Origin of the sequence: Acetatifactor muris (assembly GCF_024623325.1) — a bacterium.
Taxonomy (GTDB): Bacteria; Bacillota; Clostridia; order Lachnospirales; family Lachnospiraceae; genus Acetatifactor; species Acetatifactor muris.
This window is the reverse complement of record NZ_JANJZD010000012.1, coordinates 1-18,829: the sequence shown is the minus strand read 5'-3', so window position 1 is coordinate 18,829 and position 18,829 is coordinate 1. Positions and strand designations below refer to the sequence as shown.

Sequence of the window (18,829 nt, the reverse complement as noted above, 5' to 3'; positions counted from 1 at the left end):
TTTCCGGTATTTTTCAAGCGTTGCCGCCGCTTTTTCAAGGGCTTTTTCTGCTTTTTCCGTAGCCGCTCACCTCCTATCGCCTATTCTTCCTATCGCCTTTTTATTTTTCTTTGGCGACATGAATAAAATCTTTTATTTATGGGGCTTTAATATATTTCCTATCGCCTATCGCCTAATTTTCGGAAATATACCCTCACTTTTTGTAAAAGGTTATTTTTTCTTTACCTTTTTACTTTTGCAATAAGCCTATATAATAGGCGATAGGGCGTAAGAATATATATAATAGGCTTAAAAAGCCGCTTGTTTTCGGTATTTTTTACATATCGCCTAACCTATCGCCTAACCTATCGCCTATTTTTTAGGCGATAGGGAAAAGGTATAGTTTAATATGGCAGCTCTGTTTCTTCTTCCTCAAAAGGTGACTTTGTATCAAGGTCTAATTGCTGCCACTCGTCTGCTTTCGGTTTTTCCTCAATCCCTGCGGCTTCTGCCGCCTCGTCCTCGTCTAATGGGTCAATAGCTTTTGAAAATCTCCCTATATCAAATTCAACAAAGCGGCTTGATCTGTTGTCAAACCATTTTGAAATACTGTATTCTCTCCCGCCGTTCTTTTTTGGCTGGGAAGCAATAATATTTTTATCTGCTAAATATTTCATGGTTTTTCTGGGACTGTACCCTGCTTTCGTTAATGCCTGGTTAAGCAAAGAAGGAAATATATAAGCCTTGTTTTGTGCTGAACTTATAAAGCCCAGGCACGTTCCGATTGCCTTGTCCCCGAACTGGGCGCGATTGCTCAATATCCAATCTACTATAAACTGGGTAGCGTTTTCGTTTACGTCGCTTACGCCTGCAGCGAGCTGCTCCTGTATAATCGCTTTTGCCATCCGGACGGCTCTCTCCCAGGATTCGTTCCGTATTTCAAGCGTTTTTTTACAATTTCCGGCGTTTTGCTCCGGTAAATCGTCGTTTTGTTCCGCTTCGTTCCGGTTTTCGTCCGCTTCGTTCCCAAATATCCAGGTATCTATAATCGCATCCGCAAGGGCGACCGCGCTTATCCCGGCTATATGTGCGCCGCTGGTTCCGTTTGCTGCTGCGTAAATTTCTTCTACCATCTTTTCGTATTGATCCGTTATGGTGCGCTCGTCCGTCGTCAAAAGGCGGCTTATAAACTCCGGGCCGGCCCAGCCGCAATTTGTAGGCGCCTGCTGGTGCATAAGGCTTGCGGACTTCTCGTCGTCGAAGGGGCCGCCGTATATCTCCAGTACACGGGTACTGACTCCGGTCTGCGTGGTGTCGGTGCTTAAAGGTTCCTCGCCTGTGGCAAGGGCTACGGTGCGCCATGTGTTAAGCGTCTGCAGTCCGCCGCCTTTGCTTCCCCTGGCCCTTCCGGTTCCGCTGGCGATCATGTAAACAATCTTTTCCAGGTTCTCCTGCTTCTGCCCTGCAAGCTGCCGCTCGTCAATGCCGAGCGGTAAGTCGTTATAAAAGCCCGCCATCCTCTCCAGGGCGACCTGGGTGGCGTTGAAATTTACCATAAGGCGTTCCGGGTCGCCCCAGGCGGAAAGCGCCGCCTTAAGGGCTGCGGTCTTTCCTCCCTTGGATCCGCCCCAGTTATATACAAAAAATATCCTCTGTTGAATAATCTTTAGAAGCGGGGCGGCGAAGCTGGCCGCCAATATAAAGCGGAACTTGTCCCGGCTCCGGTGCGGCTGCATGGTGGCGATCCATCCCTCAAAGGTTCCGGCGGTGTGGTAAGCTGCCGCCCAACCTCTTAAGGACGGCTCAATGTCCAGCACTATGTCGTCCCCGTGTCCTGGAAGGAAGCGCCCCCGCGTCTGCCAGCCGAAGGTGGACGTACTATCCGCCTTTTGTATAATGTCTATGTTCTCCGCCTCCAATGCGGCCAGGAAGCTCACGACCTGCTTGGCGTTCTCGCTGGTTACGGTGCATCCCAAATCTGCAAGCGCGGTTATATTCCGGGAAGTGAATATAGTAGAACGCGGGTATATAGCCCGGCTCCACTGCCCGTCCCGCTTAAATGCAATCTCTATTTTTTCCTCGCCCGTTTCCATGCTCTTAAGCCGCTGGGTTAATATGATCGGCGTTCTGCAGACCATAGTCGGTATCGCTTTCTTTTCGTCTATGTGGCTTATGCCCTTCTCTGAATAGATCCAGCCCTCCGGCTGGCGAAGGTTCGCGGGCGCACCCTTTATGGCTTCCGGTATCGCTCCGGCCAGGTCGTCAAGGTCCAGCTTCTGGGCGTGTTTTATGGCCTTCTGTATTTTCTCGGATGCCTTTTCCGCTCCGTCCCTTAAGTAAAGCTCCGACGGATCCTTGACTCCGAACTGCTTGCAGCTCCAGGTGTAAACCTCGCCTAAAAATTCTTCCTCCTTCAATATCCGGCAAACTTTAGCGAGGAACGTCTGGCCGCCCTGGTCTGGTTCCTGGTGTATATATAGCTTAATGTCATGCAACTTCGGAACCATCCGGGCGTTGAAGTTCGCCGCCCCTGGTGATCCGAGTGCCGGAACTTTCAAATACCATAAAGTTTGGGTATCGCTTTCCCCTTCTACAAGGGCCGCCCATCCGGTTTTCCGTATCTCCGGCAGCCGCCAGTCGCCGTATAAAATCAACTTCCCGGCGCTGCCCCAGCTCCACCTAAACTCCTTATCTCCGTAACGCTTCCGAAAGATCGGCGTTGTGTTTTCTTCGTTGAAGTATGGCGTTTTAAGGTACTGCGTCCCGTCCTTGTCTTTGGCGGTGCTGATGCCGCAGGTGTCCTTTAAGAAGTCCTCCGGCAAGTGCTTATTAAAGGTATACTCTGCAAGGGTGTAGCTTTTATTTTTCGGCTTGGCTGGCTTGTTTTTCTTCGGATCCGGCTCGGTCAGCTTTCCGTACTTCTCTAAAATCTGCTTATATGCTTCCTTGGTGTCTACGTTGTGAAGCTCCGCCCAGAAACTTACGAAGTTTCCCCCGCGGTCCTCTGAGAAGCAGTGCCACTGTCCGGTTTTTAGGTCTGCGCTGAAACTGTTCTTTTTGTCGTCGTGGAAGGGGCAGCGGCCGACTAAACTGCTGCCGCTGGGCTTCGCGCCTTTTATGACGCTTCTGTACTCCGCTTCGTAATTGACGAAGTCGTCTATATTAAGCTGTTCGGCGTTCATCCTATCACCTTCTTAATTTCTTTACGGGTCATATATACTACCCTTCCGCGCATCCTGTCCCTTGTAGCCTGGCGTATTTCCCGCCGCATCCCTTCGCTTATCCAGCCGCCTATAATAATTAAAAGAAACTCGTCAGCCTCTCGAAGCTCCTTAAGCCCTATTTCAAGCCCGATCTGCCGCTCTTTCTCCTGGCTCTCGTCCAGGAACTGCGTATAGAATAAATGCGGGGCGACCGGGATCTTCCCCTCTAAAACAATCTTTTTGCAGAAATACCTCGCCACCTTGCGGTTAAATTCCATCCCGCTTTCCGTGAACGCTCTATAACGTGAAATTATATATACCTTGTCCATGCGCTTATCCTCCAACCGTTTTTTAACTGGGGGGGAGCGCCCCGCCCCCAGCCTTTGCCTTTAATTAAAGGGCAGATCCTCGTCGATCCCGTCCGGCACGTTCATAAATCCCGCTTCGTCGGCTTTCGGTGCTGTCGGTCCGTCCTGGGTATTTCCTCCGGTTGTATTGTAGTCTGCGCCCTCTACGTCAAGCTGGCGGTACTGCTGCTTTACGCAGTCTTTCATGGCTTCGGCTTCCTTTGCCTTTTCCGGGCTTAACTTCCCTACGAAGGTAAATACTGCCCGGCTGTACGCAATCCCGGCGGCGTTCTTTTCTTTCTTCAGCGTGATCTTGGTTACTGCCTGCCAGCAACGGAAGCCCTTAAGGATCACCCGCTTGGCGATATAGTCCCGCATATACTTAAGGCTGGTCGGCGGTAAGGAAAGCACCAGGGGTACGGGGTTCCCTTCCCTCAAAATGAATACCCGGTGTACGTTCTTGCAAGCCTTCCCCTTGTCGTCGCTGCCGAACTGGTTATAAGGGCAAGAGGCGCAGTCCTTAATTTCCCCGGTTTCCCTCTCTATGCCCTGCTTTCCGTCGTAGCTTGAGCAGTCCGGCTGTTCGTTGCCTCCGGCGAACTTCTCGCGCCAGTATGCGTTGACCGGGTGGTGATCCAAAATAACGCCTACGATCTCCGTTGCGCTTTCCGGGTTCTCGTCGTCCTCGCCCGGAAGCTCAAACGCAAGCCCGCCGCCGGAAGGGATCTTGACGCGGTCAAAAGGAAGGGCGCCCAGCCCGTCCATTTCCTCCGCTATCGCCTGCGCCAAATCTCCGCTAATGGTCTGCAGGTCGAAGTTGTCTACTACTGCCAATTCGTTTTTTGCTTTAGCTTCTGCCATGGTGTTATATCCTCCTTTTATTTATGCGCCCGGCATCATAGTCGGTGCGGCTGCGCTCTGTGCTGCTGTGTCTGCTGCTTCCTTGCCCGTTCCATTAAGTTCCTGGGGCGGGATCTTCTCTACTTCCTTAATGCGGTAACAGGTTTCAATGCTTGCCTGGCGGTACTTGTTTTCGTGCTGTCCGTCCAGGGTGGTGGTAACAAAGTAGCCGTTTGAAAGTCCGGCAAACCTGCAGACTACGTCCTCCGGGGTCCGTCTGCTTACCCGAAGCATAATAGCGTCGCCCTCTCTCAAGACCTGGCCGTCGCTGGCTTCCACCTCAACCTTTACAATCTCATTTACTTTTAAAGCCATCTCATGTCCTCCTTAATCTTCTCCCGGTTTTCCGTCCGGGTCGTACCCCTCGGCTTCCTCCTGCGGCTCACCGTCGCCGTTTTCCTCCCCGCCCTGGGATTCTTCGGCTTCCTCAAACTCCGCCCCTTCCTGGTCGTCCTGGGCTTTCATTTCGGCTATTGCCTGCTCTATCGGTGTCCGGCTGTCGTAGCCGTAATAAAGGTCGTTTAATATCCGGGTGGCGTCCGCCGCCATCCCTATGGCTTCCATGGCAAGCTCCAGCGCCTGGGCGTAAATATCGCCGCAAATGCTCACGCCGTCCTCGCCCTTTACCTGCAATAATGCCAGGTAGTCCTTCATTCCCCGGTCAAGGGCTTTCATCTTCGCCCCGATCTTGCTGAAAGCCTCCGCCGCAATCCCATAGCCCTCATGCTTGCCTTTTACCTGCTTAAGCGGCCAGCCGCTTTCCTCGGCTTCCATCCGGCGCTTGTCGTAAAAGAACTTAATAACCTTCCCTACGTTGGTCTTAAGGTCCTTTTCTGACTCCAGTCTTACGTCAATTTCCATCTGCTCGTAATCCGTCATGAGTCCTATCCCTCCTTTTTCTGCTTGGCGTTCTTTGCCGCCTTATTGGTTTCTTTCCTCTTGCCTACGTCGTAATACTGGTAGGGCTTAATAAATTCCTCGAAGTCCTCCGGCAGCTTCCCGTCGTTTTCCTCCACAAGTCCCGCCATAGCTCCGTTCAAGGTCTGCGCGCTTACGGTACGCTTAATAATATCCCCCAGCCCATGTTCCTCCAATGTTTCAAAAAAGCCGTTCTCGTCGCAGCCGCCGATTTTGTTGTACTTGGTCTTATCCTGCAAGCTGTAAAGGAAGCCGCCCCGGCTTATCCTCGGGCTTTCCGCATCGATCATGGCCTGGGCCAGCTCCTTGCGCTTTTCTTCCAGGATCTTATTGTTTTTCGTGGTGGCGTCCTTCAGTCTGTCCTTCTCGTCCAGCAACTCCTTGTATTCGTCAATCAATAAAAAAATATCTGCCACTTTTAGTCCTCCTTTTTTTCTTCAAGCTCTGATAATTCGTCCAAAAATTCATAAAGCGTGGTTACTTCGCTTTCCTCCAGCCGGTCCTCGATCTTCTCCGCAACTTCAAGAGCCGTAACTCCCCCGTTGCTTTTTCCGGTTAAATCTTTAAATGCTGGCATTTTGTTCGCCTCCTAAAAATAAGCCTTCCAGTTGTCTACAACTGTTTTTGCTAAATCTTCTTTTTTTGCAAGTGCTTTTAAAATAATCTCGTCTACGGTTTTCTCTACTACCAAATGGATATATGTGCAGGTGTTCCTCTGCCCTATTCTGTGAATACGGGCTAGGCTCTGGCTGTACGCTGCGTAATTAAAGTTTTCGCTGTAATAGACGCAAGTGTCGGCTGCCGTTAAGGTAATCCCCAGCCCGGCGGTGTCAATCTGTGCAAGGAATACTTTTATTTCCGGTATCTTCTGGAAGTCCGCTACAATCGGCCCCCGGTCGTCGATCTTGATGTCGCCGTATATGCTGCGGTACTGTATCTTTTTCTTTTCCAGGAGCTTCTGTATTAAGTCAATCTCCGGGCGGAACCGGCAGAAAATAACCAGCTTCTTTCCTTCGCCTATAACGTAATCCTCTAAAATGTCCTCCAGGGCGTTTAGCTTCCCCTTAAATACAAGCTCCGGCTTCGTCCCCTCGTCCGCCTGGATAAAACCTCCGGTAAACTGCTGTAGCCTCAAAAGTTTTGTAAGTACCGTCGGGGCCGTTATCATGCCGCCGTTCTCCAGCTCTGCGAAGCTGTCTTTTTTAATCTTGTCGTAAAGCTGCTTCTCCTTCCCTGCAAGCTGAATATACCGCGTTAAAAATGTCTGCTCCGGCAGGTCCAGGGCTTCCGCCTTCGTTACCCGGTAAGCTATGCTATGCTCCTTTTGGATAAGCTGATCTAAGTCCTTATAGCCTACAATCTGCTTTCGGTTAAAGCCGCCCATAATGGCGTAGCGCCCCCGGAAGGCGTAAAAGTTATAGCCGAAAATGTTAGGGTTTAAAAATCTGTACTGGCTGAAAAGGTCTATAGCGTCATTCTGTACCGGCGTACCGGAAAGAATGAGCTTATACTTCGCTATGTCCCCGATCTGGTGCATGGCCTTACTCTGTTCGGCGTCGGGCGTCTTGATCCGCTGGCTCTCGTCCGCTATAACCATATCCGGCTTCCAATCAAGAAGCGCCTCAAACAATCCCTCGCGCCATGTGCTTTCGTAGTTTATGACCGCAACCTTAAGCGCCTTAAAAGGAAAATTGTTAAGGGCTTCCAGCTCCTGCAGGCGCTTTTTCTTGTCGCCCAAAAGTACGTTTACTTTGTATTTAAAGTCCGCGTAGTCCTTAAATTCCTTCGGCCATACGCTGCAAACCGAAGTAGGCGCAACCACTAAAACCTTTTCAATGGCTCCCTTTTCGTATGCTGCCCCCGCGATTGCAATCGCTGTTAATGTTTTGCCGCAGCCCATTTCAAACAAAAGCCCGAAGCCTTTACCCTGGGCGGCGGCCTGCTGCCTCTTTGCCATCCGCTTTCCTCCTTACTTGCCAAATATGACGGCTTTTAAAATTTCTTCCACGGTCTTGTCGATGGCATCCTTTTTCTCCTGCTCCGTAAGTCCGCTTTTAACCTCTTTACTTTTCGCCTCTAAAATCTGCGCCACCATGTGAAGGTTGAAGCCCGCCCTTACGGCGTTTCCGCTGCTTTTCTCAATCGTGGAAGCGACGAGGCTCCCTATTGTGTCCGGGTAAATCGGGGCGGGGATTTCTCTGCCGATAAATGCTGCCTGCGCGTCTATAAACTGCGCCTTCCCGTTCAAAAACTCCCCGGTCTTGCTTACCGTGAAGCAGATAACCGTATCGCCGTTAAGCTCCTGTTTGTGGCCGTCCTCGTGTTCAATCAATACTTTTACTTTGCTCATTCTGCTTATACCTTCCTTTTCGTTTTTTATTTATATCAAGGCTTAAAGCCTTAATAGCTCAACAACACCCGCCCGCCCCACGCCTCAATACCCCCCCGCACAAAAACTGCGGATACTGCCTTTTTTATGCGCTCTCTGTCTTTCCAAAATTCCGTTATTGCCGTATGGCCGCCCCGCATAATCTCTACGGGCGTTTCGCCTTTTACTGCCCTTATAAGGTGCTTTCGCTGCCGCTCCGTAAGTGCTGGCATAACCTCGTTTAAAAGGTTCTCTATGTTCTGCTGGTCCTCAATCTCCCGGATGGCGTCGCGCTGATCCGCAATCTGTCCCAGGTACTCGTTACCCTCCGCGTTAAGGTCGTTAAGGCTGAATAATATGTAAGAGTCCCTCAGCCGGTCCGCGTGGTATTTCTTTATTTTTGCGGACTCCATCTTTTTGAAGGCAATCGTTGAAAACTTATACTTGTCCCGGAGCCCCGGCTTTCTGTGCCAATCCTTTACCGCCTGCAGGTAAGCTATGGCGCATATGTCGTAATGCTCCGCTTCGGAAAGCCGGTAGTAATTCAAGAAAGAATATATAAGCCCGTGGTTTTCTTCCGCAAATTTGCGCTCTTTACTGTTTAATGCTTCCATGACCGCCCTCCTTATCCTCCGGCGGCGGTACTAATCCGAAAGTAATAAGAGCCATGTTTGCCGCCCTGGTCTGGTGCTTGTAAAGGGGAAACTTTACCGGGTACTTGTAAAGCGGTTCCGGCTCCGGCTTCATGCGCTCCGCGTCTACTGCCTGGGAGATAATATTAAGCCGCTGCCGCTCCGCCTCAATGGGTCCCGGAAGCCGTACTATTCCGGCCAGCTTGTTTAAAAGCTCAATCTCTGCCGGGCCGTAAAACATACGCTCTGCTTTGCTCCACTTCATCTTGCCCCAGCTTTTAATAATCGTGAATTGTGTGTTATCGGCGTCTTTTATAAGGATCTGCCCTTCCTTCATGGCCATCTTCAATTTGCTTTCGCCTCCTTCTCTGTATAAAATGTATGGTTCCCGTGTATGAAAAGCCGTTCAAGGTTCCGGCTGTGCCAGGTGCTTTCCTCGTCCTCCGGCGTCCGCTCGAAGTATAGCGCCCCCTGGCTTTCGTCCCAGCCCTGGATCTGTATCAAGTCAAGCGCCGCCCAGCAGTCCGCATCCGGCTTTACTCGGTCGTACCTGCCGTTATGGTAGGAAGTAAAGGCGTTCTCCTGGGAAATAACGCCGCCTACGGTGTCCGGGAACTTCCCGGAGTGCTGCCGGTTATAAATTACAAGAATAACAAGCGCTTTCCCTTCGGTGTCCTCGCCCTCCGCCTCCGCCATGGCCATCCTTGCGGCCTTGTATTCCTCGGCGGCTGTCCAGCCTAAGTCCTTCCCCTCCTGCGCCTCGCTGTGCGCCTCTGTAGGCGCTTCCGGCGCTATGGTGGGCATTTCCCCGACCGCTTCCGTTTCCTCCAATGCTGGGCGCTCCTGGTTCGTCACAGCGTATACTGAAAAGAACACGCTTCCGGTTGCCAATAGAAAGGCGCTGCTTATTGCTATCCGCTTTATCAAGTACCGGCGCCGCGCCCTCCGCCTTCTCCGTCTGCGGTATTCTCTGCGCGTCAATCCTCCGCACCTCCTTCGGCGTCCATCTTTTCAAGTAAAAGGGTTAAGGCGTCAACCAGGATCTTATGCTCTTTAATGAACTTCGCCGGGCAGTCTGCCTCGCGGCCTCCGTCAAGGTAGCCTTTTTCTTTCTTAAGAATTGACTCAACATCAAAGCGGGCGTATTCCTCCGGGTTCGGTTCTGCTTCGGCCTCCAGCTCCTGGGCCTTTTCCTCGTACCCCATGCAGCCGTTCTCGTGGGTCTTTTTGCCTGCGCACTCTCCCTCATGCTCGCAAGTGTCGCAAAGTACCGGCTCCGGCTCCTGGGTGGTGATGGGCTGTTCTTCGCTGCTCTCAACCTCCCGAAAATCGCCGTCTATGATGTTCGGATCCTCCGGCTCTGCCGTGGTCTGCCTCGCCGCCTCCCTGGCTGCTTTCCTCGCTGCCGCCTTTTCTTCCTTGCGTTGCTGCTCCTTTTCCTTAAGTGCTTCCCGGAGCGACTTCTGTGATGCGGCGTTACGTTCTGCAAGGTCCGCCAGCCCCTTCTTTTTCTCCTGAATCTCCTTAAGGGCTTTCGCCGCCTCCGCCCAGGTCATTTCCTTGCTTTGGTCTGTCTTTACTCCGCGGGGCGTACAGTTAAAGTAATCTCCGCCGTAGCCGCCGCCGTGGTATGATCTGCCGTGCTGTTCTTTCAGCCATGCTCCGGTGATCTTGTCCCCCGGCTTAATGCCCAGCCAGCCGTAAAGGCTTTCTATTTCCTTTTCCGTCATGTCCGGCTTTTTGCCCTCGGATTCCTTCTGCCATTTCTGCAGCTCTGCCTGCTCTTTCTTCCGCTCGTCCTCGTCCTTTTTCTTTGCGACGTCGCAACGGGAATAACAAGTTTTATGTTCGCAAGTAAGGCAGCAGGGCGTCGGCTCCTTATCTCCTTCCCGTATCGGTGCAAGCTCCGGGTGAAGGTGCTGGCATTTCTCGCTGAAAAGCCCGGCTTCAATGTCCAGCCGCTTTTCTTCGCTCATCTGGGTGCAAGAAAACGGGTTCCCCAGTGGGGCGGTTCTGCAGTAGCGTTCTTCCTGCCGTATGCCGCAGGGGCGGACGCAACTGAAACAAGTGTATTTCCCGTCGCCGCATCCTTTTGTGGAAAGTAAGGATCCTTCCGGGTATACTGTTTTCGGAAGCCCGAAGAAAGACTTCGGTTCCTCCTGCTTCTTTTTCAGCGCCCTTATTTCCCTTACCGTGGTTTCCTGCGTTACCTTCTCCAGTTCCTCGTCGGGAAGCCCCAGCATTTCCTGTAATTTGCTTACGCCCATCCCGATGTACTTCTCCGCCATATGTTCGCCGCCGTCAATGGAAAAGCGGGCGTTTATCGCCATAAAGCGGCTTGCGCTGGAAGTGCTTAAGCCGTACTCCCCTTTTGCGAAGTCCCATATACTTTTATAGCCGTCCTCCGTGAAAAGTGCGTTTTCGCTGATCTGCCGAAGGAAATAACCGACCATAAAGAAATCTTCGGCGGCGTCGTTTAAGTGGTTCCTTATCCCGCTTTTCAAGTCCTGGTATTCCATCTTATCCCTCCTTGTCTACCTGGCTTCTTTTTCCCTATGCCCGGCTGGCTTTCGGTTCCTCTGCCGTCCGGCTGGGTCTGGAGCTTATAAGAAGCTCCGCAATCAATCTATATACGGCTTCGGTTTTTCCAGTGGGCGGTATCGTCCGCCCCTCTATGCTCTTAAGCTCCGTACCGTCCGCTAAAATGTGTTTAATCAATCCGCCCCGCCTCCCTTAATCCGCTCCCGCCAGTCTGAATAAATGCAAACGTAACGGCGGAAGGTTGCGTTTTTCTCCGCCTCGTAAACGGTGCAGGTATAGTCTACTTTGCCGCCGCTCTTTACTGTCCGGATTGCTTCAAGTTCTGCCAAATGCTTTCTTACGCAGCGGGCGCTTAATTTCTGCTTGGTGCAATACTCGTTAAAGTCGCTTACCAGGATCCGGTATTCGCCGCTTACTGGTTCAAGCCCTGCCGTTATGCCTGCTATGAATTTTTCTGTATCAATGAGGAAAGCCTGTTTTGTAAGGGCCTTCCACTCCGCCATTTCGTCTATGCCACCAATATCAAGCCCGGCCTGTTTGAATATGTCCCATATAATGGGCATTCGTTCCTCTGGAACCGTAACGACAATCTTTGCTATCTGGATAGCCGTTTTAATATCAATGCTTTCTTTGTCCATGTGTTACTCCTTTTTTGCTCGTGAATGTTTATAGCTGCCGAAGCCGCCCCGCCCGCCAAAGCGTAAGCCGTTTCTTTCCTTCATGCTGTAAATCTACCTCCCTTTAGTTGTTAGCAGTCCGTCCGAGCAGGTAGTCTGTAGAAACGTTGAAAAGATTAGCCATTACAATAATCTTGCTTGCCGGAATTTCCGTCTTGCCGTTCTGCCAGTTTTTTAATGTGCTAACAGAAACGCCTAAAGAAGTGGCAAACTTTTCTCTTGTCATTCCATTCCTTGCTCGCTCTGCTTCAATGTTTTTATAACGCATACTATTCGCTCCTTTCTTATATATTTACTCATTTTGGGTAAGTTCGCATCTTTACAATATACCCATTATGAGTAAATGTCAAGCCTTTTCTAATAGTTTTTTACCCGAATTGGATAAATAATTGTTGCTTTTTCTTTTTGAATGTGTTAAAGTTGACTGCGAAAGGAGGGGTAATCATATGGGAATGGCTGTTATATCTGAACGCCTTATAAAAGCCAGAGAATTTATAGGCCATAATCGAAAAAGTTTTGCTGAAATGCTCAATATTCCGTATAGAACAATTACAAATTACGAAAACGGTTCTAGGGAACCTGGAAGCGATTATATTTTAAAAGTCGCTGACGTGTGTGGATGTACTACCGATTGGCTTTTAGGGTTATCAGATAATCCAAGGAGTAATTCTTCGTACTCAGCTATTGTTGTACAAGAAAATGATCCGCTATTAAAAACTCTCTGTGCAAACTATGAGGGCTTAAATGCTGAAGGGCGAGAAAAATTAGTTGATTATTCTGACGACCTAATCCAATCAAACAAATATAAAAAATTTGTATCGTCTGGAATATTACAAGAAAAAGCGTAAATAAAAGACTATTTACGCAAAATAATTAGTTTTGTTAGGATGGTGACTGAATGAAATACTTACGATTTTTCCAAATATGGAAACTTGCAATATTTGCTTTATTTATTGTCTGCGTTCCCGGCTGTTTATTTACACCTAATCCATATGGGTTTATTAATGCTATAATCTCTGCAATTATATGTTTAATAATTGCAATCAGCCCCATACTATCAGATATTTTATATATCAAAACTCCTGCGGAAAAGCTCTGGAAACGCTGGGCTTTTGTAGAAGGTGAAAAAGCCCAGGCACGAAAAGAAAGAGCGGCTTATGGTGAATTAACGCCGACCTACATAGATACCGAATTAAAATATGGTTTATTTGCTGGTGCTACTGATGGGAAATACCGGACAACGCTCCGTCGCTGCTCCTGTCCGGATTTTAAGAAAAGGAAAGTGCCTTGCAAGCATATGTATTATCTTGCTGCAAAATGCGGCGTTGAAAGTTTGAAATAAAAAGGAACCCCGCCCCCAGCCATTGGCGTGGCTTACGGGGACGGGGCGGCTTGTTGGCCATGTTATAAACATTCCGAGCAAATGTATTATAGCATGGTCCGGCCAAAAACACAAGTACAAGGCGGGGCTATTTTTGCGCCCGTTTTTAGAAAGGTGATGTATATGTTAGAAAAATATAATGCTGCAGTTTATAGGGAAAAATATCCTATTTCTGTGGAAATTCTACACAAAGCTTATATTGACGAGGGAAAAACTCTAAAAGAAATGTGCAACATAATAGGTGTAACTTCTCCTATTACAGTTTCAAAAATATTAAAAGCCTATGGTTTTGACACAAATAAAAATTCCAAAGCAACTAATCAAACCAAAAACGGGAGGACTGATAAAGAATTTAAACAGCTTCTTATAGAAGAATATGTTAAAAATCGCAGAAGCATAGACTCCATAGCTCAAGAACTTAGTGTAAGCAATAGAACAATATTAAACTATCTGAAAAGATATGGTATTTCAAGAAGATCAAGGAACGAAAAATCTTCATGCTTTACTGGTGGGCGCAATATATGTAGTAACGGTTATGTTGAAATTATCGTTCCTGGGCATCCCGCAACAAATGCAAGAGGTTATGTGTATGAACACCGTATAGTAGCCGAAAAGAAGCTCGGAAGGTATTTACGTTCTGATGAGGTAGTCCACCATATTGATGGAAACAAAACAAATAATTCTCCGGATAACCTTATTGTCCTATCAAATGAAGATCATGCAACGCTTCATGCCTTACTAAAAAGCGGTATGTCCTATGAAGATGCTATAAGGGAGGTGCTATTATGAATTTACCAGAACTTGTAGCTGGCTATGTGCGTGTGTCTACTGTGGAGCAGGCAGAAGAGGGTTATTCAATACAAGAACAATCTGAAAAAATTAAATCTTATTGTAAAGCTATGGGTTGGGAACTAGCGAGTATCCAGTCCGATCCGGGGTACTCTGGGGCTACGCTCGACCGCCCTGGTATCAATCAAGTTATTAAAGACGTGCAGGGCGGCTATGTGAAAAAAGTTATTGTCTGGAAGTTGGATCGGCTTTCCCGGTCCCAAAAAGACACCCTCGTCCTGCTGGAAGATGTCTTTTTACAAAACGGCTGTAACTTCGTTTCAATCATGGAAAGTTTTGATACGGCTACGCCCTTCGGGCGGTGTATCGTTGGAATACTGGCGGCTTTCGCTCAAATGGAACGGGAAAACATAAAGGCCCGGTTAGTAATGGGAAAACAAGCCGGGCTTAAGGAAGGTAACTACTACTCAGGCATAACGCCTATCGGCTACAAGTCCGAACTGCAGGAAAATGGAAAGCGGATGCTTATCGTGGATCCCTTCACCTCCCAGGCTGTAAAGGATATGTATAAGCTGTATAGCTCCGGTCGCAGTCTGGGGGAAGTCGGTGCTTATATACAAAAAAGTACGGTATCAATACAAAGTTTAATCGTTGCGACGCTGCTTCCGCCTGCTCCCGGATTCTCCGCAATCCGGTATATGCCGGCCGGGTCTTTATGAATGACCTGGAATACTCCGGGAAGCATGAGGCGCTGGTTTCCCCGGAAGTCTGGCAAAAAGTAAATGACCGCTTATCCCAAAATAAAAAAGCCTATAAGCGGGCTTACTCTGGTTCGGACGGTCTGCTCTCCGGTCTTCTGTTCTGCGGGGACTGCGGCGCCCGGATGTCTATCCGCCAGTGGGGCTGGAAAACCTCTAAAGTCAACAAATATATATGCTACTCTGTAAGCCGCTGTAGTAAGCGGATGATTAAGTCGGATTCCTGCTCCAACCGTAAGGAACACTTTACCGTGTCCGATCTGGATGCCCTGGTGCTGGATGAAATTAAAAAGCTCGCTCTGGATCCGGCTGCCCTGGATGCGCTGGTCGAAGAAAACGCCGGGGAAGCTCCGCCCGACCTTGGGGCGTTCCGGGAACGGCTGGGGAACGTGGAAAAGCAAATAACAAGGCTTCTTAATCTCTATCAGACGGGAATTGTCGGGCTGGAAGAAATACAAGACCGCCTATCCGCTCTTAAGGAAGAACGCAAGGCGGCGCAGAAGTGCCTGGAAGAAGCCGAAGCGGAAGGCTCCGGGAAAATGTCTAAAGGGGAAGCGGCGGCGGCTCTGGCTTCCCTATCTGGTATTATTGAAGCTGGGGACGGTGATGGGCTTTATGCCCTGGTGCATAGCCTTATAGAAAAGGTCGTTGTACTGAATGGAAATGTAACTATATACTGGGCTTTCTGCTAAAGAAGGGGCGGCTTTTGTTCTATACAACAAATAGCCGCTTACTCTTTGTGGTACATATAAGCCGTATCAATCAGCCGGACGCCGCTGTCCAATGCCGCCGTAACGGAATCCACACAGGTCTTCCCGGTTAAGCTGTAGGTGCCCAGCCCATAGATGGGCATTTCATATCCGCTGTTCAGCGTAACCGTTTTCGTTTCAAAATCAAATGGATTCTCTTTTGCCACAGAACTGCCTCCCTCCTGTATCTCTGTATCTTTCCCATCTGCAACATTGTTTTCCTCTGCTTTCTCGTTTACCCCTGAGTTTTCTGCTGCCGATTCCTCTGCCTCTGGTTGCGAAACTTCTGTCTGTTCTGTCGGTTTCAGGCTTTGTGTCTGCCCTCCATATGCTTCTTCAGGTTGTCTCCCGCAGCCCGACAGCAGAACCGCAAGAAGCAACACTGCCAGCCCATCAGTCCATCGTCTCATCCTGCTTTGTCCTCTCTTTCGGATCTATTTGTTTCAATACTTTTGCCGGGACACCTCCCACCACGGTCATAGGCGGGACGTCTGTTGGATAGTTGGAATAGGTGACTTAGAAAATATCCATTATTCAAGGGTTTCCAGTGCCCCTATGAACTTGTAATGGATAGTAAGTCGTTGAGTTTTCTGCCCGTCTATCTCTACGGGTTCAGAAACAAGAATTTTTTCTATAAGTTGATTGATTATCTTAAAATTGAGTTCTGTTATTCCTGCATAACCGCTTATCTGCTCCGCAAACTGCTCAATGGAAGATAACTGTTCTTTGTCCGCTATGGCACTTTTTTCAAGTTCCTTTATCTTGGCGGTCAGTTCTTCCTGCTCGCTGTCAAATCGTGCCGACAACATTTGGAAACGCTTTTCGGTCAGCAGTTCCCTTGTCAAGTCCTCGTACAGTTTGGCATACAGGTTTTCAATCTCCGACACACGCTGTTTACATTGCCTTAGTTCCTTTTTCTGCTGTTCCCTGTCCGCTGACATTTGGAGATTAAGACGCTCCGCAATATCCGTTACCATAGCTTTCCTGTCTGTCAGTGCCTGTCCTGCGTGTTTCTGAATGTCTGCAAGCACAACTTCGTGAACCGTCCTCGCCTCAATGATGTGTGATGAACAACCCTCTTTCCCAAACTTGCGGTACTTGGTACAGCAGTAGAAAGTCTTGTCCAGTACGTTGTTACGCTTTCTTTTCTGCTCGACTTTGGCAAGCATGGCACTCCCACAATCGGCGCATTTGATAACCCCTCGGAAAATGTTGTCATATCCGCTTGAACTTTCCCCGATAACGGGCGGTCTGCTCTCCAAAATCTTCTGTACGGTGTTCCAACGGCTCTGCTCGATAATCGGTTCATGTGTGCCATAGATAACTTCACGCTCCGCATACGGGATATACTGTCTTTTCTTGGAACGCATGGTCTTGGTCGGTCTTTCCGCTACGGTAAGGTTTCCTGCATAAACGGGGTCATGCAATATCTTGCTGACATAGGCGGTGTCCCAGTCATACATCTTTTCCTCATCAGTGTACCGCTCAAACATTTCTTTTTTGTAGAAACTCGGCTTTATGACCTTTGCCTTGCGCAAGCGGTTACAGATAGTGTGAAGCCCCACGCCCTCCTCGGCGATTGAGAAAATCAGTTCCACAATGGGGGCGGTCACTTCATCAATGACAAGGTGGTTATGGTCTTTCTCGTCTTTCTGATAACCGAATGGGGCGGTAGTAGCCATATACTTGCCCTGCATTTTCCTTGCGTGGAGTGCGCTCTTGATTTTCCTTGACGTGTCCTTTGCGTACATTTCATTGATGATGTTGCGGAACGGTGTAATGTCCATTTGTGCGTTGTCTATGGAGTCCACGCCGTCATTGATTGCAATATACCGCACGTTATGGTTGGGGAAAAACACCTCGATATAAGTACCTGTTTCAAGGTAATTCCTCCCCAAACGTGACAGGTCTTTTGTGATGAGCGTTGACACTTCCCCGTCCTGTATGTCCTCGATAAGCTGTCGGAATGCGGGGCGGTCGTAGTTTGTACCGCTGTAACCGTCATCAACATAGAACTGGCAGTTCAGAAAACCGTTGCGCTTTGCATAATCTTTCAGCATGGTTTTCTGTGTGCTGATGCTCATGCTCTCGTTGTTCGTGCCGTCGTCTTTGGAAAGCCTGCAATATAAAGCAGTGATTTTGTCGTTATTCAGTTTTGCCCTTTTCATTTTGTCCTCCTTGATGAAAAGGGACTTCCTCTCAACTCCTATTATACTATATTCCCTTTTCCGTTTCCAGTGCTAATTTACGCTGTTTTCCGCTATCTCCTTAACCCTTTTTGTTATCTGTTCCTCGGCTATCCGCTTGAATACCGTTTCCATTTTTTCAGTACCTACATAGTGCCTTTCCACGATAATTTTTGTGGGTGGGTGCTGTCGGGTGGCTCTATGCTGTGTATTGCTGTCTTTGCTCATAAATCTGCTCCTTTACAATAAAATAGAGCGCATAGATTTGTTTTCTATACGCTCTGACGCTGTGTTACTTATTCAGTTGTGATTGTGATAATGGTTGTTTAGAGAATATGAAATTTATCTCTCTGACATATATTTCTGTATTTCATCAGATGTTAGTTTTCTTACTTGCGTGTTTGCATATTCTTTGTATTTTTCAACAATGAAAATAGGTTTCATTTTATCACAAGTTTTTCCTTTGTTCTTTTTTAGATATAATAGCAAGTCCTCACTGTCCGCAAAGATTTTGTATGAAAGTCTGCCGTTTTCACTTTTTATCTCATAAATACCGCATGGTTTCTTCATACTGTAATCAGCAGTGCGCAAATATAATTTTGCAATCTCTAACGACTTAAAAGGGAAATTCCACCGTTGCAACCCACGCTTGGGGTCATGTTCAATACAAATGCACCGCCCACAAGTCCCACAAATGTATTGTGTATGATTTGCTAAGCAATCCAATGGATTTAATAGTGGTGTTATTCTATTTTCACTAATATAACATTCCATGCACATTTCAATTTCACTCCCTTTGCAACTTTTGATTTTTACCTCTAACAGAATACCATAATCACACTCATATTTCCATTAAATTTCTTCCTCCCTCCGTTTCGTTCTGCTCTGTTGCCTGTTATGCTGTCGGTTCTCGTTCTGAAGTTCCCTCTCAAGGTTCTTCCTGTTATAGCTGATTACCTCGGCATACGCTAATTCTGTGGCGGTCTTGGTCTGCTCTTTGCCGATACTGTCATATTCAGACTGCAAAGACTGTATCTCTGCTTTCCACTGTTTCGGCGTTATCTTCTCGCCGTTCTGTAAAAGGCTCTGCATACGCTCCTTTAATTCGGGGTACTTTGATAAGCTGTCCTTATGCTCCTTATCGTATTTCATTTTCGCAAATCCTTTGAGTGACTGGCTCTCCTTATAGGTGGCTTGGATTGGTGCATAGAGGGCATACATTTTTGACAGTTCCTTTAATCGGTTTAGTTTCTGCCCCTTTGACAAATGCACTGTGATGTGGTATAAAAAAAGTTGACAGCCCATTCTCAAGGATTTGAGATATAATCAAGAGAATAAGGAGTGAACAAAAATGGCAGAAAACAGGCAATACGACCATGAATACAAAGTACAGGCAGTGAA

At 48.3% G+C, this 18,829-nt stretch carries 26 protein-coding genes; 5 read left to right on the top strand and 21 right to left on the bottom strand.

What is annotated here, in order from left to right; all coding sequences use genetic code 11:
* Positions 1–383: 383 nt before the first annotated feature.
* From NSB25_RS12765 to NSB25_RS12690, 16 genes are all read right to left on the bottom strand, one after another.
* Positions 384–3,161 (bottom strand): DUF927 domain-containing protein, encoded by a 2,778-nt coding sequence (locus tag NSB25_RS12765; protein WP_103240138.1) that lies wholly within the window; start codon positions 3,159–3,161, stop codon positions 384–386.
* Positions 3,158–3,511 carry a DUF7768 domain-containing protein gene (locus NSB25_RS12760; protein ID WP_103240139.1) on the bottom strand — a complete coding sequence of 118 codons (354 nt, stop codon included), beginning with the start codon at positions 3,509–3,511 and terminating at the stop codon, positions 3,158–3,160. The genes NSB25_RS12765 and NSB25_RS12760 overlap by 4 nt, the downstream gene beginning before the upstream one ends.
* Positions 3,512–3,571: 60 nt before the next feature.
* Positions 3,572–4,390 (bottom strand): hypothetical protein, encoded by an 819-nt coding sequence (locus NSB25_RS12755; RefSeq protein ID WP_103240140.1) that lies wholly within the window; start codon positions 4,388–4,390, stop codon positions 3,572–3,574.
* A gap of 21 nt (positions 4,391–4,411) precedes the next feature.
* Complete coding sequence (locus NSB25_RS12750; RefSeq protein WP_103240141.1) at positions 4,412–4,744, bottom strand: hypothetical protein; 333 nt, start codon at positions 4,742–4,744, stop codon at positions 4,412–4,414.
* A 12-nt stretch (positions 4,745–4,756) separates the two neighbouring features.
* Positions 4,757–5,308: a hypothetical protein gene (locus tag NSB25_RS12745; protein WP_103240142.1), complete on the bottom strand. Its 552-nt coding sequence runs from the start codon at positions 5,306–5,308 to the stop codon at positions 4,757–4,759.
* A 5-nt stretch (positions 5,309–5,313) separates the two neighbouring features.
* Positions 5,314–5,763, bottom strand: a complete 450-nt coding sequence (locus NSB25_RS12740) for a gp33 family protein (protein WP_103240143.1) — start codon at positions 5,761–5,763, stop codon at positions 5,314–5,316.
* Positions 5,764–5,765: 2 nt separating this feature from the next.
* The gene (locus tag NSB25_RS12735) at positions 5,766–5,924 is read right to left on the bottom strand and encodes a hypothetical protein (RefSeq protein ID WP_172455127.1); all 159 of its coding nucleotides are present in this window, start codon (positions 5,922–5,924) and stop codon (positions 5,766–5,768) included.
* A gap of 12 nt (positions 5,925–5,936) precedes the next feature.
* Positions 5,937–7,304 carry a DEAD/DEAH box helicase gene (locus tag NSB25_RS12730; protein ID WP_103240144.1) on the bottom strand — a complete coding sequence of 456 codons (1,368 nt, stop codon included), beginning with the start codon at positions 7,302–7,304 and terminating at the stop codon, positions 5,937–5,939.
* Positions 7,305–7,316: 12 nt separating this feature from the next.
* Entirely contained in the window at positions 7,317–7,697 is a 381-nt protein-coding gene (locus NSB25_RS12725) for a hypothetical protein (protein WP_103240145.1), read from the bottom strand.
* A gap of 50 nt (positions 7,698–7,747) precedes the next feature.
* Positions 7,748–8,329, bottom strand: coding sequence for a sigma-70 RNA polymerase sigma factor region 4 domain-containing protein (locus NSB25_RS12720; RefSeq protein WP_103240146.1), 582 nt, complete (start codon positions 8,327–8,329; stop codon positions 7,748–7,750).
* Entirely contained in the window at positions 8,310–8,690 is a 381-nt protein-coding gene (locus tag NSB25_RS12715; RefSeq protein ID WP_242982447.1) for a hypothetical protein, read from the bottom strand. The genes NSB25_RS12720 and NSB25_RS12715 overlap by 20 nt, the downstream gene beginning before the upstream one ends.
* Positions 8,691–8,692: 2 nt before the next feature.
* The gene (locus NSB25_RS12710; protein WP_103240148.1) at positions 8,693–9,328 is read right to left on the bottom strand and encodes a cell wall hydrolase; all 636 of its coding nucleotides are present in this window, start codon (positions 9,326–9,328) and stop codon (positions 8,693–8,695) included.
* Complete coding sequence (locus NSB25_RS12705; protein ID WP_103240149.1) at positions 9,325–10,866, bottom strand: hypothetical protein; 1,542 nt, start codon at positions 10,864–10,866, stop codon at positions 9,325–9,327. The genes NSB25_RS12710 and NSB25_RS12705 overlap by 4 nt, the downstream gene beginning before the upstream one ends.
* Before the next feature lie 34 nt (positions 10,867–10,900).
* Positions 10,901–11,065, bottom strand: coding sequence for a BOW99_gp33 family protein (locus NSB25_RS12700; RefSeq protein WP_172455129.1), 165 nt, complete (start codon positions 11,063–11,065; stop codon positions 10,901–10,903).
* Entirely contained in the window at positions 11,062–11,526 is a 465-nt protein-coding gene (locus NSB25_RS12695; protein WP_103240150.1) for a hypothetical protein, read from the bottom strand. Before NSB25_RS12695 ends, NSB25_RS12700 begins: the two co-directional genes overlap by 4 nt.
* Before the next feature lie 103 nt (positions 11,527–11,629).
* Positions 11,630–11,833, bottom strand: a complete 204-nt coding sequence (locus tag NSB25_RS12690) for a helix-turn-helix domain-containing protein (protein ID WP_103240151.1) — start codon at positions 11,831–11,833, stop codon at positions 11,630–11,632.
* A 178-nt stretch (positions 11,834–12,011) separates the two neighbouring features.
* Here NSB25_RS12690 and NSB25_RS12685 point away from each other — a divergent pair, with 178 nt between their 5' ends.
* The 5 genes from NSB25_RS12685 to NSB25_RS12665 all read left to right on the top strand — a co-directional run bounded on the left by NSB25_RS12685 (position 12,012) and on the right by NSB25_RS12665 (position 15,185).
* Positions 12,012–12,413 carry a helix-turn-helix domain-containing protein gene (locus tag NSB25_RS12685; protein ID WP_103240152.1) on the top strand — a complete coding sequence of 134 codons (402 nt, stop codon included), beginning with the start codon at positions 12,012–12,014 and terminating at the stop codon, positions 12,411–12,413.
* Positions 12,414–12,463: 50 nt separating this feature from the next.
* Positions 12,464–12,907: an SWIM zinc finger family protein gene (locus NSB25_RS12680; RefSeq protein ID WP_103240153.1), complete on the top strand. Its 444-nt coding sequence runs from the start codon at positions 12,464–12,466 to the stop codon at positions 12,905–12,907.
* Positions 12,908–13,069: 162 nt separating this feature from the next.
* Positions 13,070–13,735: an HNH endonuclease gene (locus NSB25_RS12675; RefSeq protein WP_242982441.1), complete on the top strand. Its 666-nt coding sequence runs from the start codon at positions 13,070–13,072 to the stop codon at positions 13,733–13,735.
* Positions 13,732–14,454 carry a recombinase family protein gene (locus NSB25_RS12670; RefSeq protein ID WP_103240154.1) on the top strand — a complete coding sequence of 241 codons (723 nt, stop codon included), beginning with the start codon at positions 13,732–13,734 and terminating at the stop codon, positions 14,452–14,454. Before NSB25_RS12675 ends, NSB25_RS12670 begins: the two co-directional genes overlap by 4 nt.
* Positions 14,367–15,185 carry a recombinase zinc beta ribbon domain-containing protein gene (locus NSB25_RS12665; RefSeq protein WP_242982448.1) on the top strand — a complete coding sequence of 273 codons (819 nt, stop codon included), beginning with the start codon at positions 14,367–14,369 and terminating at the stop codon, positions 15,183–15,185. Before NSB25_RS12670 ends, NSB25_RS12665 begins: the two co-directional genes overlap by 88 nt.
* A 38-nt stretch (positions 15,186–15,223) precedes the next feature.
* Here the strand turns inward: NSB25_RS12665 and NSB25_RS12660 are convergent, their stop codons facing one another.
* The 5 genes from NSB25_RS12660 to NSB25_RS12640 form a co-directional block, all read right to left on the bottom strand.
* On the bottom strand, positions 15,224–15,652 hold the full coding sequence (locus NSB25_RS12660) for a hypothetical protein (protein WP_242982442.1): 429 nt from the start codon (positions 15,650–15,652) through the stop codon (positions 15,224–15,226).
* 120 nt (positions 15,653–15,772) lie between these two features.
* The gene (locus NSB25_RS12655; protein ID WP_103240155.1) at positions 15,773–17,410 is read right to left on the bottom strand and encodes a recombinase family protein; all 1,638 of its coding nucleotides are present in this window, start codon (positions 17,408–17,410) and stop codon (positions 15,773–15,775) included.
* A 72-nt stretch (positions 17,411–17,482) separates the two neighbouring features.
* Positions 17,483–17,656, bottom strand: a complete 174-nt coding sequence (locus NSB25_RS12650) for a hypothetical protein (RefSeq protein ID WP_004056025.1) — start codon at positions 17,654–17,656, stop codon at positions 17,483–17,485.
* Between the two features lie 114 nt (positions 17,657–17,770).
* Entirely contained in the window at positions 17,771–18,208 is a 438-nt protein-coding gene (locus tag NSB25_RS29665) for a hypothetical protein (RefSeq protein WP_004056026.1), read from the bottom strand.
* 72 nt (positions 18,209–18,280) lie between these two features.
* Positions 18,281–18,580 (bottom strand): hypothetical protein, encoded by a 300-nt coding sequence (locus NSB25_RS12640; RefSeq protein ID WP_103240172.1) that lies wholly within the window; start codon positions 18,578–18,580, stop codon positions 18,281–18,283.
* Positions 18,581–18,829: the final 249 nt, after the last annotated feature.

Coding starts and splice junctions, on each gene's coding strand:
- NSB25_RS12720 (WP_103240146.1), bottom strand. CDS start 8,329: ATGGAAGCATTAAACAGTAAAGAGCGCAAATTTGCGGAAGAAAACCAC.
- NSB25_RS12755 (WP_103240140.1), bottom strand. CDS start 4,390: ATGGCAGAAGCTAAAGCAAAAAACGAATTGGCAGTAGTAGACAACTTC.
- NSB25_RS12685 (WP_103240152.1), top strand. CDS start 12,012: ATGGGAATGGCTGTTATATCTGAACGCCTTATAAAAGCCAGAGAATTT.
- NSB25_RS12680 (WP_103240153.1), top strand. CDS start 12,464: ATGAAATACTTACGATTTTTCCAAATATGGAAACTTGCAATATTTGCT.
- NSB25_RS12705 (WP_103240149.1), bottom strand. CDS start 10,866: ATGGAATACCAGGACTTGAAAAGCGGGATAAGGAACCACTTAAACGAC.
- NSB25_RS12660 (WP_242982442.1), bottom strand. CDS start 15,652: ATGAGACGATGGACTGATGGGCTGGCAGTGTTGCTTCTTGCGGTTCTG.
- NSB25_RS12730 (WP_103240144.1), bottom strand. CDS start 7,304: ATGGCAAAGAGGCAGCAGGCCGCCGCCCAGGGTAAAGGCTTCGGGCTT.
- NSB25_RS12735 (WP_172455127.1), bottom strand. CDS start 5,924: ATGCCAGCATTTAAAGATTTAACCGGAAAAAGCAACGGGGGAGTTACG.
- NSB25_RS12745 (WP_103240142.1), bottom strand. CDS start 5,308: ATGACGGATTACGAGCAGATGGAAATTGACGTAAGACTGGAGTCAGAA.
- NSB25_RS12715 (WP_242982447.1), bottom strand. CDS start 8,690: ATGGCCATGAAGGAAGGGCAGATCCTTATAAAAGACGCCGATAACACA.
- NSB25_RS12695 (WP_103240150.1), bottom strand. CDS start 11,526: ATGGACAAAGAAAGCATTGATATTAAAACGGCTATCCAGATAGCAAAG.
- NSB25_RS12655 (WP_103240155.1), bottom strand. CDS start 17,410: ATGAAAAGGGCAAAACTGAATAACGACAAAATCACTGCTTTATATTGC.
- NSB25_RS12640 (WP_103240172.1), bottom strand. CDS start 18,580: ATGAAATACGATAAGGAGCATAAGGACAGCTTATCAAAGTACCCCGAA.
- NSB25_RS12650 (WP_004056025.1), bottom strand. CDS start 17,656: ATGAGCAAAGACAGCAATACACAGCATAGAGCCACCCGACAGCACCCA.
- NSB25_RS12675 (WP_242982441.1), top strand. CDS start 13,070: ATGTTAGAAAAATATAATGCTGCAGTTTATAGGGAAAAATATCCTATT.
- NSB25_RS12690 (WP_103240151.1), bottom strand. CDS start 11,833: ATGCGTTATAAAAACATTGAAGCAGAGCGAGCAAGGAATGGAATGACA.
- NSB25_RS12725 (WP_103240145.1), bottom strand. CDS start 7,697: ATGAGCAAAGTAAAAGTATTGATTGAACACGAGGACGGCCACAAACAG.
- NSB25_RS29665 (WP_004056026.1), bottom strand. CDS start 18,208: ATGTGCATGGAATGTTATATTAGTGAAAATAGAATAACACCACTATTA.
- NSB25_RS12760 (WP_103240139.1), bottom strand. CDS start 3,511: ATGGACAAGGTATATATAATTTCACGTTATAGAGCGTTCACGGAAAGC.
- NSB25_RS12750 (WP_103240141.1), bottom strand. CDS start 4,744: ATGGCTTTAAAAGTAAATGAGATTGTAAAGGTTGAGGTGGAAGCCAGC.
- NSB25_RS12670 (WP_103240154.1), top strand. CDS start 13,732: ATGAATTTACCAGAACTTGTAGCTGGCTATGTGCGTGTGTCTACTGTG.
- NSB25_RS12765 (WP_103240138.1), bottom strand. CDS start 3,161: ATGAACGCCGAACAGCTTAATATAGACGACTTCGTCAATTACGAAGCG.